Raw genomic sequence first — 17799 nt, forward strand, 5'->3', positions numbered from 1 at the left:
TCAACATCCTGCTGACCGGCGCCACAGGCAGCGGCAAGAGCTGGCTCGCGTGCGCGATCGTCAAACAGGCATGCCGGAACTCCTACCGATCCCTGTACACGCGCATGCCCGACCTCGCCGAACAGCTCGACACCGCCACAGGCAAACCAGCCGGCGTGCGCAAACTCGTGCGCAAATACAGCACGTACACGCTGCTCGTATTGGACGAATGGCTCCTCGACAAACCCGACGAACGCATGCGCTCCTTCCTTCTGGAAATCATGGAACACCGCTACGACACCGTCAGCACCGTGTTCGTCACCCAGTACCCCGTCAAGGACTGGCACGAACGACTCGGCGGAGACGTGACCGCCGACGCGATCATGGACCGCATCGTCCACAACGGCATCACCATCAACACCGGCGAATACAACATGCGCCGACACCACGCACACCCAACCACAACCAACTAACCAACAACAATCAAAACCAGCCGGTGGCCCCCAACCAAACGGCCGCCGGCCCTCAACCCCAATACCCCTGGCCTCCACCGACAATAACCAATGGCCCCCACGCCAACAAATACTCAACTGTCACGATTCACCAATCTGAGTGGTCCGAGCAAAGAAACCTAAAACCTGATAATGGCCTGATTCCAATGATTTCGAGGTGAACCAAGATGACTGGCCCGAACCAGGAACCCCCGAATCCCAATAGGATGTCGCAGATTCAAATCCTGTCAGCCCGACAGAAACGGTGTAATTCCAATGTTTTTGAGACCGTGGGATTTCGTCTTCGCCGTTATCGGGTACATTGTTGGCCCGTCGTTCTGTTCAACGGTCGTAGTATTCGCGGTATCCATTGTTCCGGGTTGCGGTAGGGGTATCGTCATGACCGTTGGTCCTGTGCCGGATACAAGGTTTGGTGCGGGAGGGAGAAAGGAAGGATCGGCATATGGTCACGTCGCATCGCAGTCGGGTGGTGATCGCCGGCACGGGAAGCGTCGGCGCCGCGACCGCCGGTGCCATCGTGCTGCAGGGATTGTGCGACGAACTGGTGCTCATCAACCACAATCCCGACAAGGCGTCCGGACTGGCCATGGACCTCATGGACGGCTCCGACTACACGGGCCGGTTCGTTTCCATTCGCCGCGGCGACTGGGCCGACTGCCGCGACGCCGACATCGTGATCGTCACGGCCGGGCCGAAGCCAAAACCCGGCGAGACGCGGTTCCAGGAGCTCGGCGCGGCCATCGACATCGTTGATCCGATTCTGTGCGCCATCCGCGACTCCGGATTCGACGGCATCCTCATCATGGTCTCCAATCCGGTCGATGTGCTCAGCTGGTTCGCATGGAAGCGCACCGGACTGCCACGCGCGCAGGTCATCGGCTCCGGCACGGCGCTCGACACGTCCCGCATGAAGGCGATCATCGGTGACATCACCAGACTCGACCCGCGCATGGTGTCCGGCTATGTGATCGGCGAACACGGCGACTCCCAGTTCGTGCCATGGTCGACGGTGTCGTTCGTCGGCAAAAGCTTCACCCAATATCTGCAAGACAACCAGTCTCGTTATGCGGATATCACGCTGGACGGCATCGAGGAGTGGACGCGGCGGCGCGGCCTACTCATCAAGTCGCTGCGCGGCGGCACCAGTCAGGGCATCGCTGCTACCGTGGCCGGACTGGCGCGCACGATTCTGTGGGACGAGCGGCGCGTGGTTCCCGTTTCCACGCTGATCGACGGCGAATACGAATACGACGAGCACGACGTGTTCCTGAGCCTGCCGGTCGCGTTGAACGCCGACGGCGTGGGTGATTTCGTCGACCTGCATCTTGATGAGAGCGAGCTGTCCAAGTTCCATCGGTCCGCGCGTATCGTGCGGGAGCATTGCGCGATGATCGCCGACCGTCTGTAGGAGGCCGCTTGGCTGGGATGATGCTTGTGCGCATCCGCGCATACCGATCGGAGGACGCCGCCGCGACGATGGATGTATTCCGTCGCGCCGTCACCGGTACCGCATCGCATGATTACGACGACGAACAGATACGTGTGTGGGCCGGCCATACCGGCACGCCGGCGCAGTGGGATGCACGACGGTCGGCCGTGCATACATGGGTCGCGGAGACGGCGAATGACGGTCTGCCGGTCGTCGGCTTCATCGACGTCGACAACATCGGATACATCGACATGCTGTTCGTCGACCCGGCGGCCGCGCGTCGCGGCGTCGCCTCGCGGCTGCTCGATCATGCGGAACGGTACGCGGCGGCTAACGATATCGCGGAACTCTCCGTCCACGCCAGCATCACCGCACGGCCGTTCTTCCTACGTCACGGTTTTGACGAGATCGCCGTCCGGCATCCGCATATCGGCGACGTTTCATTCGTCAACTACCTCATGGCGAAGGATGTCCGGTTCCTGGGATTGCGCTCGGAAAATCCCGGGAACCAGACCATGTTCATATGAACATGCATATGCGCGCCATACTGCGGCTGACCCGTCGCCGTAATGTTCGCTGTTGTGTGGTTTGCCGGTTCCCTGGATGAAGCGGCCCAATCCCGGGAACCGGGCCCATACAGAAATCCTGTATTGCAGATTGCCATGACGCGGCATGCGGCAAACAATTGAGGTATTGCATCCGATGCGGGAAAGGAACGAACCATATCATGGGGTGGAAGGCTGATGATCATGAACGACGTCGACATGACGGCCGTGGCCGGCTGTCGCCGGTGATCATGACGATACTCGCCGTCGCGGTGCCGATACTGTTCATCGCCGGCGGACTGGGATTAGGCTACTGGTACACGCACCGTGCGGCCGACATGTCGCACATCGTCTATGAATATTCGCGGTCCGCGAAATTCAGCAAGGCACAGCTCGACGCGGCCGGCCGCAAGACCGCCGAGGTGTTCTCCGATTTCGGCGGCTGCACGATCGAACGCATCGCCTACGACGAGACACAAGCCGATAGGTTGCTTGATCTGGAGGATGAGTCCAAGGCCGAGTCGCCGTCCTACTGGTCGGCGATCTATGATGCCTATCACCGGTACGGACGCAGCCGCATCTTCATCGCCACCGTCGACCTCACCTGCGACGGCAGTGACGCGTCGCTCGTCTCCGGCGAACAGTCGATGACCGACTATCTGTATCTCAACGACGACGGCAGGACGTGGACTGAAATCGACCATGGCAACGGGTGACGGATCGACGTTCGTCTGGCGATTGACCGGCGGCACGGCATAATGGATGGCGGAAACCATCACGTCGTCGAGGAGGAACCATGGCCATTGAGAATGCCAAGGCGCTGATTATTGTGAACAACTGGGGCATCGAGGAGACGGAGCTGACCCGTCCGCTGCGCGATCTCAAGGCCGCGGGCGCCAAGGTGACGCTCGCGGCGACCGAACTGGAGCCGTGCGAGACCGTGCAGCACGACCGCTATGAGGGCGAGACGCTCACGCCGGACGCGAAGCTGTCCGACGTGCAGGCCGCCGACTATGACCTGCTCGTCGTGCCGGGCGGCACCTGCAACGTCGACCGTCTGCGCGTGAACGAGGACGCGATCACGCTCGCGCAGGAGTTCGCGCACGAAGGCAAGCCGATCGCCGCGATCTGCCACGGTGCATGGCTGCTCGTCAACGCCGGTCTGATGGACGGCAAGACCGCGTCCCCGTGCCGCTACATCGCCGCCGACATCGAAAACGCGGGCGGCCACTACGTCAACGAGGAAGTGACCGTCGACGACGCAAACGGCTGGCGGTTCATCACCTCGCGCACGCCCGCCGACCTCGACGCGTTCGTCGGCGCGATCAAGGACACGCTCGCCTGAGAGAATCCGATATCCCGTCAGGCAACGAAGCGCAGGTAGGTGCGGTCGTCGAAGGATTCCTGACCGGGAACGAAGCCTTTGGTGGTGCGGTAGTCGCGGATGAGCCGCGGGTCGTCGCGACGCAGACGGTTCAGTTCCCGCTCTGATTCGGCCATCGTCGGGCGCAGCAGGGGATAGCCGTCCGAGGCAAGCACCACCTCATCACCGGGATTGACGGGAACCATGCGAATCAGATACGTCGGATCGGTGAACCCGTCGAACACGAAATATCCATACTCGCCGCGACGGTTCGCGAACCGTGACTGCAAGCGCAGGAACGGCAGGATCATCTCGCGTGCGGGGTCGATGATGGCTGGCGGCAGATCCAACGACTTGACGTCACCGGTTTCGCTGGTCGTTGCGCTCGTGTCGGCTATCGATGTCGGGCCAGCCGTTGCGGTTGGAACAGGTGAGGTATGCGAAACGGCGTCATTCTCACTGTCATCCAACGCCAACGCCTGCGCGGCGAACGAGCGCAGTTCACCCAGCAGCTTGTCCACACGTTTCACGGTCGGCGTCTGCACGCCGTTGACCATGATCTGGCAGTCGCCGAACAGCCACGCCTCATGCCGGCGCGCACTGTAGATCACCGCATTCGCCTGTAACCGTTCCCACGGTTCACGTTCGAACAACGCCGTGTCGACAACGTCGTCGGCACAACCGCAGCGCGCATACTCCGCCCGCAACCGGCCATCCAACGACGACTGCACCTGCCGCATCGTCGCATCCGCAGGCAACGCGGCGATCGCCTCCAACAGCAGATCCTTCGCGACGACCCCGCCGCTTGGACGCCACGATCGCCGCACGCTCTTGCTCGTCACACCGTCCACCACGGCCGCAAAATCGTCCGTGACGACCAGACCGTCCTCATTCAACGACTGATCGGCTTTCTTACCCCGGCAGCACCGTTCGATCACACGCATGCCTCCACCATAGCGCGCGAAAGCGGACGTGCGGTCGCTGACTTTCGCTCGAACCGATACGATAAGCCCTATGACTGCAACGACATATCTCGATCCCTGGCCCGCGCCGACGGCGAGCGGGCCGCTCAACGCCACCGTCACCATTCCCGGCAGCAAATCGCTGTCCAACCGCTACCTCATTCTCGCTGCGCTCGGTTCCAAGCCGGTTACACTGGTCGGCCTGCTGCGTTCGCGCGACACCGAACTCATGATGGGCGCGCTCGCCGCGCTTGGCGTGCGCTGCGACGTCGACCCGGACGTCGAGACCACTGTCACCGTCACGCCGCCGGCTTCCGGCCGATTCCACGGTAACGTCGACGTGTACTGCGGACTGGCCGGCACAGTCATGCGTTTCGTGCCTGGACTCGCGCTGTTCGCCGACGGTCCGGTGCGGTTCGACGGCGACGAGCAGGCCTACGCGCGTCCGATGAAACCCGTGCTCGACGGACTCGAACAGCTCGGCGCGACGGTCGACTACCACGGCGAGGTCGGCTACCTGCCGTTCACTATCACGCCACCGGCCGCATCGCCGATCGTGCCGCTCGCCGGTGCCGACGCCGAAGCCGAAGTCGAAGTCGAACCTGCACATGTCGCGATCGACTCGTCCGGCTCGTCGCAGTTCATCTCCGGACTGCTGCTCATCGGCTCGCGTCTGCCCGGAGGCCTCACGCTCACGCACACCGGCGAGAAGACGCCAAGCCTGCCGCATATCCGCATGACCGTCGCCGACGTGAACGGGGCCGGCGGACACGCGCTCGCCGACGAGGACGCGCGCGTGTGGACGGTCAAACCGGGCGCGCTGCAGCTGCCCGAACGCGTGGTCGTCGAACCGGATCTGTCGAACGCCGCGCCGTTCCTCGGCGCCGCGCTGATCGCCGGCGGTACGGTGCGCGTGCCGCATTGGCCGGCCGAGACGACCCAGCCGGGCGGACTGCTGCCGGGATATCTTGAGCGCATGGGCGCGACGGTCACGTTCCCGGAACGTGACGGCATCCGCTATTGCGAGGTGACGGCGACCGCCGGTGCGATTCGAGGTCTGGGCGACTTTGATCTGACCGCGGCGGGGGAGATCGCACCGTCGCTGGCGGCGATCCTCGTGTTCGCCGACGCGCCGACGCGCATGATCGGCATCGGGCATTTGCGCGGGCATGAGACGAATCGTCTCGAGGCGTTGGTGCGTGAGATCCGACGCGTCGGGGGAGAGGCCCGTGAACTGCCGGACGGCATCGAGATCACGCCGGTGTCGCGAGCCGACCTGCACGGCGCGGTGATGGAATCGTACGCCGATCACCGCATGGCCACGTTCGCCGCGATGATCGGACTCGCGGTGTCGGGCGTGTCGGTCGTGAACGTCGCGACCACGCGCAAGACGCTGCCCGACTTCGTCGGCATGTGGACGGGCATGCTGGCATAGCGTAACGATACGTGAATATGAGAAAGCCCCAACGGCCAAACCGTTGGGGCTTTCCTCTATGTCAGCTGATCAGCAGATCGAACTGACGATGCTCACTTGGCGAACTTGTTGCCGTAGGTGTCCTCGCCGGCTTCCGCGATGGCGGCGGACTTGCGGGCGATGGCCAGCTCCTCGTTGGTCGGGATCACGGCGATGACTACGGACGAATCCGGGGTGGAGATGACGCGCGGCTCCTTGGAACGCTTCGCGTTCTTCTCCTCGTCGAGCTTGACGCCGAACGGGGCGAGCTTCTCGCACACCATCTTGCGCACGATGTCGTCGTTCTCGCCGACGCCGGCGGTGAAGGTGATCACGTCCACGCCGCCCATCTGCGCGGTGTAGTTGCCGATGTAGCCGACGATGCGGTGCACGTACACATCGAGCGCCAGCTTGGCGTCCTCGTTGCCCTCGGCCACCAGACGGTGCACCTCGCGCAGATCGCCGAAGCCGGTCATGCCCATCATGCCGGAACGCTTGTTGAACAGGGCGTCCAGCTCGTCCACGTTCATGTGGGCGTTGCGGATGAGGTGGAAGACGACGGCCGGGTCGATGTCGCCGGTGCGGCCGCCCATGACGAGGCCCTCGAGCGGGGTCAGGCCCATGGAGGTCTCGACCGGCTTGCCGGAGATCTCGGCGGAGGCGGAGGCGCCGTTGCCGATGTGCAGGACGATCTGCTTGAGGCCCTCGGCCGGCTTGCCGATAACGTCCGGCACCACGGAGGAGATGAACTCGTGGGAGGTGCCGTGGGCACCGTAGCGGCGGATGTGGTACTGGTCGGCGATCTCCTTGTTCAGCGCGTAGGTGCTGGACGCCTTCGGCAGCTGGAAGAAGAAGGAGGAATCGAACACGAAGATCTGCGGGACGTCCGGCAGCAGGGAGCGCATGACCTCGGCGCCCTTGGCCTCCGGGCCGTTGTGCAGCGGGGCGAGCACGGCGAGATCCTTGACCTGGTTGATGGTCTTGTCGTTGACCAGAGCCGGCTTCGGGAAGAGGGAGCCGCCCTGGACCACGCGGTGGCCGACGGCAACGATGCCCGCGTCGGCGAGCTTCGGGCCGTACTCCTCGAAGAAGCCGAGGACGCGCTTCAGGCCCTGCTCGTGATCGTGGATCGGCTCTTCGAGCTCGTGCTTTTCGCCGTTGTACTCGTGCTTGTAGTGGCCGTCGATCGGCTCGCCGATCTTCTCGACGAGGCCGGACGCAATGCCTTCGCCGGACTCGAGGTCAACCAGCTGGTACTTGATCGAGCTGGAACCGGAATTGATGACAAGGACGGTTTTCGCCATTGTGGGCATCCTCCATATTATTTGCCGTGCCGCGAGAACGCGGCTTTCCAAATCTTCAGATTACTCGCTGCTTGCTACAAACGACGCGATAGGCGCGATGACCGCGGTGGGCGAGATATCCGTGAACGACACGCTCCGGGCCGCTCGGCCAAGTCATACGGTCTTATAACGAATATCTCCGACCCACCGCTCGATTCGCTGTTGTGTTACGTTGCCGCAGCTACCGCATGGTGCTGCAGAACTGTTACTGCGCCTCGATGGCGGTCAGGGCGATCGTGTTGATGATGTCCTGCACGAGCGCGCCGCGAGACAGGTCGTTGACCGGCTTGTTCAGACCCTGCAGCACCGGGCCGATGGCCAGAGCGCCGGAGGAGCGCTGCACGGCCTTGTAGGCGATGTTGCCGGCGCACAAGTCGGGGAACACGAACACGTTCACATGGCCGGCCACGTCATTGCCCTTGGCCTTGGTGGCGGCCACGCTGGGCGACCATGCGGCGTCGAACTGGATGGAGCCGACGACCGGCAGGTCGGGGGCCTTCTCCTTGACGAGACGCGTCGCCTCCTCGACCACGTCCACGTCCGGGCCCTTGCCGGAGCCGAGCGTGGAGTAGGAGAGCATGCCGACCTTCGGTTCGATGCCAAACGCGCGCGCGGTGTCGGCGGACTGCAGCGCGATTTCGGCGAGCTGCTCGGCGTCCGGGTTGAGGTTGATGGCGCAGTCGGCGAACACGGCCACATGGTCCTTGAAGCACATGAGGAACGCGCCGGAGACGAGCTTCTGGCCGGGCTTGGTCTTGATGACCTGCAGGGCCGGGCGTACGGTGTTGGCGGTGGAGTTGATGGAACCGGAAACGAGGCCGTCGGCGTAGCCGAGCACGACGAGCATGGTGCCGAAGTAGCTGGCGTCGGTCAGCTGCTTGCGGGCCTGCTCCTCGGTCATGCCCTTCTTGGCGCGCAGCTCGCACAGCTTGGCGACCATGGGCTTGAGCACGTTCTCGTCGTCCTTGGCCTGGAAGCGCGCCCTGTCGAGATGCTTGAGCCCGAGCTCGGCGCCGCGGGCGAGGATCGCATCCTTGTCGCCGACGATGATGAGGTTCACGATCTCGCGTTCGAGCAGGTAGTCGGCCGCCTTGATGATGCGGTCCTCCTCGCCTTCGGGCAGCACGATCGTCTTCTTGTTGGCTTTCGCACGGCCGAGCAGGCTGTACTGGAACGCGTACGAAGTGACGGGGAATTCGACGTCCGTGTCGAGCGCGCGCAGCACCTCTTCGGTGGGCACGTTCGCCTGGAACGCGGCGAGTGCGGCGTCGGCCTGGGAGGCGTCCTCGAACGGGGTCTGGGGGATGGTCCACACGGGCAGACCGAAGTCGGCAAGCGTGTTCCTGACGGAGACGGAGTGGCGCGGCTCGCAGCCGGTCACGAAGATGCCGAGCACCTTGTTGCCGGCCTGCTCCATGCCTTCGATGGACAGCTGCACGGTTTCCTTGAGCTCGTCGGGCCAGCGGTCGATGGTGCACACGGCGAGGAACACGCCGGCCTGCAGGTCGGCGGCGATGTTCGCGTTGAATTCGTAGGTGGTGGGGTCGTTGACGTGCGACTTGTCGGTGCCGACGATGAGCGCCGCGTCGGCGCGGGACACGTTCATCGCGTCGTTGAACGCGGCCACGATGTCGCCGCGGGCCGCGGCCTTGTCGCGGCGGACCTGGTGGATGTCGAGGCCGGTGGACAGGGCCACGCCGAGGCCGGCGTTGGATGCGGCGAGCAGGACGGGCGTGAAGTGGTCGTGGTTGGAGACGGCGGGGCGGAACACGGCGGTCTTGTATTTGGTGGTCAGGGCCTTGAGCACGCCGTAGGCGACGACGTTGCGCCCGTTGGCTCCCTCGGGGCTGGCGATGTAGACGTTGGTAATGGTCACGATGTATCTCCTCGTTGATGGTTGCGTGTGACCGCTTTGTTCACACTCATCGCCCATTGTAGTGCGAGGATATTCGACCCAACCCGAGCTCGGTGATGTGACTTGCGTCACAGTGGTGCGCATGAGGCGGGTCGAACGGGATGCTGGCTTCCTGTCCGACCCGCCTCTCGGCTTGTGCTTGTTGCACGCTGCCGCCGTTTACGGCGTACTTGGGCTACTTGTGGTAGAGGCTTACGCGCTCGTATTTTGGCTCGCAGCACACGTTGATGCCGAGTTTGCGGTAGGTCGCCTCGTCGGTCGGGGAGACGATGACCGAGAAGAACGCGTCACAGCCGCGCAGTTGCTTGAGTCCGGCGATGACTTTTGCCGCGGTCGGGTCGGATGCGCTGGTGATCGACAGCGCGATCAGCGTTTCGTCCGAGTGCAGACGTCGGTTGGTGCTGTGCAGATGTTCGGTTTTGAGTGTGCAGATCGGTTCGATGTTCGCGTCGTCGATCACCGGCAGTTCCGCGTCCACGCCGGTCACGGCCTTGAGCGCGTTCATGAGCAGCGCGCTGGCGGCTCCCATGAGCACGCCGGTTTTGCCGGTGACCACCCGTCCGTCGGGCAGCACCATCGCGCCGGCCGGTGCTCTGGTGAGTTCCTCCTTGCGCAGCGCGGCCGCTCGTGCCGGCGACAGGTTCTCGTCCACGCCGGCACGCTGCATGATCGAACGCAGACGCTCGACCTGCTCCTCGCCGGTACTGGTGCGTTTAAGCTGTTCGGCGGCCGTGAAGTAGCGCCGTACGATCTCCATCTTCGCGGCGTCGCGGCATGCGTCGTCGTCCGAGATCGCGTAACCGGCCATATTCACGCCCATGTCGGTGGGGCTCTGATACGGGCTTTCGCCCATGATGCGTTCCATCATGGCCTTGAGCACGGGGAACGCCTCGACGTCGCGGTTGTAGTTGACGGTGGTTTCGCCGTGCGCTTCGAGATGGAACGGGTCGATGATGTTGGCGTCGTCGAGGTCGACGGTCGCTGCCTCGTACGCGATGTTGACCGGATGGTTGAGCGGCAGGTTCCAGATCGGGAACGTCTCGTATTTCGCGTAGCCGGCCTTGATGCCGCGCTGGTGCTCGTGATAGAGCTGCGACAGGCAGGTGGCGAGCTTGCCCGAGCCGGGGCCGGGCGCGGTGACGACGACGAGTGGACGGCTGGTTTCGACGTAGTCGTTGCGGCCGTATCCGTCGTCGGAGACGATGCGTTCGATGTCGTGCGGATAGCCGGGGATCGGATAGTGCAGATAGCAGGTGACGCCGAGCTGGGCGAGACGGCGGCGGTAGACGTCGGCGGCCGGCTGTCCCGCGTACTGCGTGAGCACGACGGAGCCGACGTGGAATCCGCGCGAGCGGAACACGTCGATCAGACGCAGCACGTCCTCATCGTACGTGATGCCGAGATCGCCGCGCATCTTCGCTTTTTCGATGTGGTTCGCGTTGATCGCGATGACGATTTCCACGTCCTGCCTCATGCTTTCGAGCATGCGGAACTTGGTGTCGGGCTGGAATCCGGGCAGTACGCGCGACGCATGATAGTCGTCGAACAACTTGCCGCCGAATTCGAGATACAGCTTGCCGCCGAACTGCGCGATGCGCTTCCTGATGTTGTCGGCCTGCAGCGCGATGTACTTGTCGTTGTCGAATCCCTGTCGCATGGGCGCCCATCCTTTTCGAACGTCGTCGTAAACGCAAGGATTATACCGGAAAACCAATCCCGCCGCGACATGCAAAAGCGGGTCGGAACCACGAGGATTCCGACCCGCTATATATTCCATCAGCCGATCCGACGATCAACTTCTGAAGAATTTCACTCCCATTCGATGGTTGCCGGGGGCTTGGAGGTGCAGTCGAGGACGACGCGGTTGATCTGGCGGCATTCGTTGGTGATGCGCGTGGAGATCGTGGCGAGCACGTCGTAGGGCAGACGCGACCAGTCGGCGGTCATGGCGTCTTCGGAGGAGACGGGGCGCAGGACGATGGGGGAGCCGTAGGTGCGCTCGTCGCCTTGGACGCCGACGGAGTGGACGTCGGCGAGGAGCACGACGGGGCACTGCCAGATGTCGCGGTCGAGGCCGGCCTTGGTAAGCTCCTCGCGGGCGATGGCGTCGGCTTCGCGCAGCAGGTCGAGGCGTTCCTTGGTGATTTCGCCGATGATGCGGATGCCGAGGCCCGGGCCGGGGAACGGCTGGCGCCAGACGATTTCGTCAGGCAGGCCGAGTTCGGTGCCGATGGCTCGCACTTCGTCCTTGAACAGGGTGCGCAGCGGTTCGACGAGCTGGAACTTGAGGTCCTTGGGCAGGCCGCCGACGTTGTGGTGGCTCTTGATGTTGGCCGCGCCGTCGCCGCCGCCGGATTCGACGACGTCCGGATACAGCGTGCCCTGCACGAGGAACTTGACTTCCTTGCCGCGCGCGCCGGCCTCTTCGAGGACCTGGCGCTGGGCCTTTTCGAAGGTGCGGATGAACTTTTCGCCGATGATCTTGCGCTTCTTCTCCGGCTCGGAGACGCCCTTGAGGGCGGTGAGGAAGTCGTCGGCTGCGTCGACGGTGATGAGGCGGATGCCGGTGGCGGCGACGAAGTCGTGCTTGACCTGCTCGACCTCGCCCTTGCGCAGCAGGCCGTGGTCGACGAACACGCAGGTGAGCTGGTCGCCGACGGCCTTGTGCACGAGGGCCGCGGCGACGGCGGAGTCGACGCCGCCGGACAGGCCGCAGATCACTTCGGCGTCGCCGACCTGTTCGCGGATTTTCTTGACCTGGTCCTCGATAATGCTGGAGGCGTCCCAGTCGTTGGGCAGGCCGGCACACTTATGGAGGAAGGTTTCGATGAGCTGCTGGCCCATCGGGGTGTGCTTGACCTCCGGATGCCACTGCACGCCGTAGAGCTTGCGGGATTCGTCCTGCATGGCGGCGACGGGCGCGCCTTCAGTGTGGGCGAGGACTTCGAAGCCGGCCGGCGCGGTCTTGACGGCGACGCCGTGGCTCATCCACGTGTTCTGCTCGGCCGGGGAGCCGGCGAGAATGCCGTACGCATGGTCGATGGTGGTTTCGGTCTTGCCGTATTCGCCAAGCGCGGCCTTGTCGACGTCCGCGCCGAGCGCGTAGGCCATGGCCTGGAAGCCGTAGCAGATGCCGAGCACGGGGACGCCGGCGTCGAACAGCTTGGTGTCGACGCGCGGGGCGCCGGGCTCGAAGACGGAGGCGGGGCCGCCGGACAGGATGATGGCCTTGGGATCCTTGGCGAGGATCTCGTCGGCCGGCATGGAGTGGGGCACGAGCTCGGAGTAGACTCCGGCCTCGCGCACGCGGCGCGCGATGAGCTGGGCGTACTGGGCTCCGAAATCAACGACAAGGACAGGACCTGTTGCCATGAATTCTCCCTTATATGCAATTGGGTGTTCCGGACGATTAACAGATCCATTGTGGCGGCGCAAGGCGACATTGGAGGCGTGTTGTCGTGCCGGGCCTCGGGCGGAGGAAAAGTAACATTCCGTTACGTTCGTTTTAACAACACGCCGCGTTCCTTTGACGGGAAACGAACGTGGCCTATATGCTTAAAACGTTGATTCGGCGCGGAAAATGGCCGTTTTCAGGTAACGTTTTGGTGAATTGCGTGTTCACAAAATCCCCATCGAAAGCAAACAAAACATTAGATTTTCATAACATTTTCGAACACACACGCAAAAAATCGGTCAAAAGTCGGGCATCAATCGTATGATGCCAAGTGATTGGGATTGAGCACGGCTGAATCGCAAGGCTCGGCACGGCCCATGACCTACCGATAATAACCAATCGCACAACACAGTGCAGGAGTACAGGAGTACATATGACGAGTCCTGTTATTGGCACCCCTTGGAAGAAGCTCAACGCTCCGGTTTCCGAGGAATCCCTCGAAGGCGTTGACAAGTACTGGCGTGCAGCCAACTACCTTTCCATCGGCCAGATCTATCTGCGTTCGAACCCGCTGATGAAGGCGCCGTTCACCCGCGAAGACGTCAAGCACCGTCTGGTCGGCCACTGGGGCACCACCCCGGGCCTGAACTTCCTCATCGGCCACATCAACCGCTTCATCGCTGATCACTCCCAGAACACCGTGATCATCATGGGCCCGGGCCATGGCGGCCCGGCCGGTACCTCCCAGTCCTACCTGGACGGCACCTACACCGAGACCTTCCCGAAGATCACCAAGGACGAAGCTGGCCTGCAGAAGTTCTTCCGTCAGTTCTCCTACCCGGGCGGCATCCCGTCCCACTTCGCTCCGGAGACCCCGGGCTCCATCCATGAGGGTGGCGAGCTGGGCTACGCCCTGTCCCACGCCTACGGCGCGATCATGAACAACCCGAGCCTGTTCGTCCCGGCCATCGTCGGCGACGGCGAGGCTGAGACCGGCCCGCTGGCCACCGGCTGGCAGTCCAACAAGCTCGTCAACCCGCGCACCGACGGTATCGTGCTGCCGATCCTGCACCTCAACGGCTACAAGATCGCCAACCCGACCATCCTGTCCCGCATCTCCGACGAAGAGCTCCACGAGTTCTTCCATGGCATGGGCTACGAGCCGTACGAGTTCGTCGCCGGCTTCGACGATGAGGACCACATGTCCATCCACCGTCGCTTCGCCGAGCTGTTCGAGAACGTCTGGGACGAGATCTGCGACATCAAGGCCGCCGCTCAGACCGACGACGTGCATCGTCCGTTCTACCCGATGATCATCTTCCGCACCCCGAAGGGCTGGACCTGCCCGAAGTTCATCGACGGCAAGAAGACCGAGGGCTCCTGGCGTTCGCACCAGGTTCCGCTGGCTTCCGCCCGCGACACCGAGGCCCACTTCGAGGTCCTCAAGAACTGGCTCGAGTCCTACAAGCCGGAGGAGCTGTTCGACGAGAAGGGCGCCATCCGTCCGGAAGTCACCGCCTTCATGCCGAAGGGCGAGCTGCGCATCGGCGCCAACCCGAACGCCAACGGCGGCCTGATCCGCGAGGACCTCAAGCTCCCGAAGCTCGAGGACTACGAGGTCAAGGAAGTCCAGGAGTACGGCCACGGCTGGGGCCAGCTCGAGGCCACCCGTCGTCTGGGCGTCTACACCCGCGACATCATCAAGCTGAACCCGGATTCGTTCCGTATCTTCGGACCGGACGAGACCGCGTCCAACCGTCTGCAGGCTGCGTACGACGTCACCAACAAGCAGTGGGACGCCGGCTACCTGTCCGAGCAGGTCGATGAGCACATGGCCGTCACCGGTCAGGTCACCGAGCAGCTCTCCGAGCACCAGATGGAAGGCTTCCTCGAGGCCTACCTGCTCACCGGCCGTCACGGCATCTGGAGCTCCTACGAGTCCTTCGTGCACGTGATCGACTCCATGCTCAACCAGCACGCGAAGTGGCTGGAGGCCACCGTCCGTGAGATCCCGTGGCGCAAGCCGATCTCCTCGATGAACCTCCTGGTCTCCTCGCACGTGTGGCGTCAGGATCACAACGGCTTCTCGCACCAGGATCCGGGCGTGACCTCCGTCCTGCTGAACAAGTGCTTCAACAACGACCACGTCATCGGCATCTACTTCCCGGTTGATTCCAACATGCTGCTGGCCGTCGCCGAGAAGTGCTACAAGTCCACCAACAAGATCAACGCGATCATCGCCGGCAAGCAGCCGGCCGCCACCTGGCTGACCCTCGACGAGGCCCGTGCCGAGCTCGAGAAGGGTGCCGCCGAGTGGAAGTGGGCTTCCAACGTCGAGTCCAACGACGAGGCCGACATCGTTCTGGCCGCCGCCGGTGACGTCCCGCAGCAGGAGCTCATGGCCGCCGCCGACAAGCTGGCCGCCCTGGGCATCAAGTTCAAGGTCGTCAACGTCGTGGATCTGCTCGCTCTGCAGTCCGCCAAGGAGAACGACGAGGCCCTGTCCGACGAGGAGTTCGCCGAGATCTTCACCGCCGACAAGCCGGTCCTCTTCGCGTACCACTCCTACGCCCGCGACGTGCGTGGCCTGATCTACGATCGCCCGAACCACGACAACTTCAACGTCCACGGCTACGAGGAGCAGGGCTCCACCACCACCCCGTACGACATGGTCCGCGTGAACAACATCGACCGCTATGAGCTGACCGCTGAGGCCCTGCGCATGGTTGACGCCGAGAAGTTCGCCGACAAGATCAACGAGCTCGAGGCCTTCCGTCAGGAAGCCTTCCAGTTCGCGGTCGACAACGGCTACGATCACCCGGACTACACCGACTGGGTGTACTCCGGCGTGAAGACCGACGTTCAGGGTGCCGTCACCGCCACCGCCGCCACCGCTGGCGACAACGAGTGACATTAGCCTGATCGCTAGGTCATAACGGCAGAAAATGCTCCCCGAGGAGAAATCCTCGGGGAGCATTTTGCATATCGGCGCATATGTCACGGGATGGAACGCCGCCGCGTTTGCGGCAGGGAGTAGAGCGCAACACGACACGGCATGAAAACTACGTAGCTACGTATCGTATACAATCGGAATGTTTGTAGTCTGCCCTCGAAGAAGAAGGAACTGATCCCCCGTGGATGTGTCCCTGTCCTATTTCATCCAACAGGTACTTTCCAATCCCGCATTACTCGTCACAACGTTGCTGACACTCGGCGTCATCTTCGTGAACGGATGGACCGACGCGCCCAACGCCATCGCCACCTGCGTGACCACGCGGTGCATGCGCGTGCGGTCGGCTGTCATCATGGCTGCGGTGCTCAATTTCCTCGGCGTGTTCATCATGACGCAGCTCAACGCGTCGGTCGCTTCCACCATCTCCAATATGGTCGACTTCGGCGGCGACACGCACGCGGCCCTCATTGCCCTGTGCGCGGCGTTGTTCTCCATCGTCATCTACAGTGTCGGCGCATCCATGCTCGGCATTCCCACGTCGGAAAGCCACAGCCTCATCGCCGGCCTGTCCGGTGCGGCTATCGCCATTCAGGGCGGCATGGGCGGCATCAACATGGGCGAATGGGTCAAAGTGCTCTACGGTCTCGTGGCCAGTTTGCTCATCGGATTCGGCATGGGCTGGATCGTGTGCAAGGCCGTCACGCTCATCTGCGCAAGCCTGGACCGCCGCCGCACCAACGGGTTCTTCACCTACGCGCAGATCGTCGGAGCCGCCGCCATGAGCTTCATGCACGGCGCGCAGGACGGGCAGAAATTCATCGGCGTGCTCTTCCTCGGCATGGCGTTTTGCAACGGACAGTCCAGCGTCGCGGGCGTCGTGATCCCCGTGTGGCTCATGATTCTGTGCAGCACCATCATGGGCGTCGGCACGTCCGTCGGCGGCGAGAAGATCATCAAATCCGTCGGACAGGATATGGTCCGACTCGAAAAATACCAAGGTTTCTCCGCCGACCTGTCGAGCGCGCTGTGTCTGCTGCTCATGACCGTGCTCGGCATTCCCGTCTCCACCACGCACACCAAAACCAGCGCCATCATGGGCGTCGGCGCTGTGCGGCGCCTCTCGGCCATCAATTTCGGCGTGGTGCGCGACATGATGCTCACCTGGGTGTTCACATTCCCCGGTTGCGGCATCATCAGCTTCATCATGGCCAAACTGTTCATGTTCGTGTTTTGACCGGACGCCGACCGGTACCGTTTGAGGAGGAAACCCCAATGGCAAGGAAAAACGATTCGTTCTATTTCGACGGCTTTAAGACCAGCGCCGCATGCGCCTGCAAGGCCGCGCACCTGCTGTCGGACGTGATGCACGACTATGATCCGGCGAAACTGCGCGAGCATATGGAAGCCATGCACGCGATCGAACAGTCGGCTGACGACGTGCGCCACCAGATGCTGGACGAGCTGGTGACCGCGTTCATCACCCCGTTCGACCGTGAGGACATCGCCGAGCTGAGCCACATTCTCGACAACGTCACCGACAGCATCGAAGGCGTGCTCGACCGCCTGTACTATGACAACGTGACCGTGATGCGCGAGGACGCGCTCGACATGGCCGACATGGTGGTGCGTGCTTGCGAGCGAATCGCGCAGCTCGTCGCCGAACTGCCGCAGTTCAAGCGGTCCAAGACGCTGCGCGAGCTGGTGTTCGACGTCAACACCATCGAAACCGACGCCGACCACGTGTTCATCGAGGCGATGCGCACACTGCACACCACGTGCGACGATCCGATGCAGGTGTTCGCATGGCACGACGTGTACCGTCACCTCGAGCAGTGCGCCGACGACTGCGAGCACGTCGCCGACACGGTCGACAGCATCGTCATGAAGAACAGCTGACGGGGGAGGCAAGCCGCCGCCCCGGCGTTACCGGACCGACACCACTCGATGAACA

Annotated in this window: 14 protein-coding genes; 9 read left to right on the forward strand and 5 right to left on the reverse strand. The window is 63.1% G+C overall.

Annotation, left to right across the window (positions count from 1 at the left end; all coding sequences use genetic code 11):
- The 5 genes from BBIA_RS05930 to BBIA_RS05950 all read left to right on the forward strand — a co-directional run.
- Positions 1–452, forward strand: a 452-nt coding sequence (locus tag BBIA_RS05930) for an ATP-binding protein (protein ID WP_035138138.1), incomplete at its 5' end; no start/stop codon positions are given.
- Positions 453–933: 481 nt separating this feature from the next.
- Positions 934–1899, forward strand: coding sequence for an L-lactate dehydrogenase (locus BBIA_RS05935; protein WP_033495636.1), 966 nt, complete (start codon positions 934–936; stop codon positions 1897–1899).
- A gap of 17 nt (positions 1900–1916) precedes the next feature.
- Entirely contained in the window at positions 1917–2447 is a 531-nt protein-coding gene (locus tag BBIA_RS05940) for a GNAT family N-acetyltransferase (RefSeq protein ID WP_051923849.1), read from the forward strand.
- Positions 2448–2647: 200 nt separating this feature from the next.
- Positions 2648–3181 (forward strand): hypothetical protein, encoded by a 534-nt coding sequence (locus tag BBIA_RS05945; protein ID WP_033495635.1) that lies wholly within the window; start codon positions 2648–2650, stop codon positions 3179–3181.
- An 80-nt stretch (positions 3182–3261) separates the two neighbouring features.
- A complete protein-coding gene (locus BBIA_RS05950) occupies positions 3262–3810 on the forward strand; it encodes a type 1 glutamine amidotransferase domain-containing protein (protein WP_033495633.1) in 549 nt (182 codons plus the stop codon).
- A 17-nt stretch (positions 3811–3827) separates the two neighbouring features.
- On the opposite strand, the gene BBIA_RS14865 is transcribed toward BBIA_RS05950, so the two are convergent.
- Positions 3828–4772, reverse strand: coding sequence for a hypothetical protein (locus BBIA_RS14865; RefSeq protein ID WP_033495630.1), 945 nt, complete (start codon positions 4770–4772; stop codon positions 3828–3830).
- A 70-nt stretch (positions 4773–4842) separates the two neighbouring features.
- Between BBIA_RS14865 and aroA the strand changes: the two genes are divergently transcribed.
- The gene (gene aroA, locus BBIA_RS05960; RefSeq protein WP_033495628.1) at positions 4843–6225 is read left to right on the forward strand and encodes a 3-phosphoshikimate 1-carboxyvinyltransferase; all 1383 of its coding nucleotides are present in this window, start codon (positions 4843–4845) and stop codon (positions 6223–6225) included.
- A 92-nt stretch (positions 6226–6317) separates the two neighbouring features.
- Here aroA and BBIA_RS05965 read toward each other — a convergent pair whose 3' ends face one another.
- The 4 genes from BBIA_RS05965 to guaA all read right to left on the reverse strand — a co-directional run bounded on the left by BBIA_RS05965 (position 6318) and on the right by guaA (position 12873).
- The gene (locus BBIA_RS05965; protein ID WP_033495626.1) at positions 6318–7547 is read right to left on the reverse strand and encodes an acetate/propionate family kinase; all 1230 of its coding nucleotides are present in this window, start codon (positions 7545–7547) and stop codon (positions 6318–6320) included.
- 244 nt (positions 7548–7791) lie between these two features.
- Positions 7792–9462, reverse strand: coding sequence for a phosphate acetyltransferase (gene pta / locus BBIA_RS05970; RefSeq protein ID WP_033495624.1), 1671 nt, complete (start codon positions 9460–9462; stop codon positions 7792–7794).
- A 214-nt stretch (positions 9463–9676) separates the two neighbouring features.
- Positions 9677–11158, reverse strand: coding sequence for a DUF1846 domain-containing protein (locus BBIA_RS05975; RefSeq protein ID WP_033495622.1), 1482 nt, complete (start codon positions 11156–11158; stop codon positions 9677–9679).
- A gap of 152 nt (positions 11159–11310) precedes the next feature.
- Positions 11311–12873, reverse strand: coding sequence for a glutamine-hydrolyzing GMP synthase (guaA, locus tag BBIA_RS05980; RefSeq protein WP_033495620.1), 1563 nt, complete (start codon positions 12871–12873; stop codon positions 11311–11313).
- A gap of 455 nt (positions 12874–13328) precedes the next feature.
- Here guaA and BBIA_RS05985 point away from each other — a divergent pair, with 455 nt between their 5' ends.
- The 3 genes from BBIA_RS05985 to BBIA_RS05995 all read left to right on the forward strand — a co-directional run bounded on the left by BBIA_RS05985 (position 13329) and on the right by BBIA_RS05995 (position 17744).
- The gene (locus BBIA_RS05985) at positions 13329–15806 is read left to right on the forward strand and encodes a phosphoketolase (protein ID WP_033495618.1); all 2478 of its coding nucleotides are present in this window, start codon (positions 13329–13331) and stop codon (positions 15804–15806) included.
- Between the two features lie 223 nt (positions 15807–16029).
- Entirely contained in the window at positions 16030–17082 is a 1053-nt protein-coding gene (locus BBIA_RS05990) for an inorganic phosphate transporter (RefSeq protein ID WP_033495616.1), read from the forward strand.
- Positions 17083–17120: 38 nt separating this feature from the next.
- Positions 17121–17744 (forward strand): DUF47 domain-containing protein, encoded by a 624-nt coding sequence (locus BBIA_RS05995; protein ID WP_033495614.1) that lies wholly within the window; start codon positions 17121–17123, stop codon positions 17742–17744.
- Positions 17745–17799 lie beyond the last annotated feature (55 nt).

Source organism: Bifidobacterium biavatii DSM 23969 (genome assembly GCF_000741165.1).
In the GTDB taxonomy this organism is placed as follows: domain Bacteria; phylum Actinomycetota; class Actinomycetes; order Actinomycetales; family Bifidobacteriaceae; genus Bifidobacterium; species Bifidobacterium biavatii.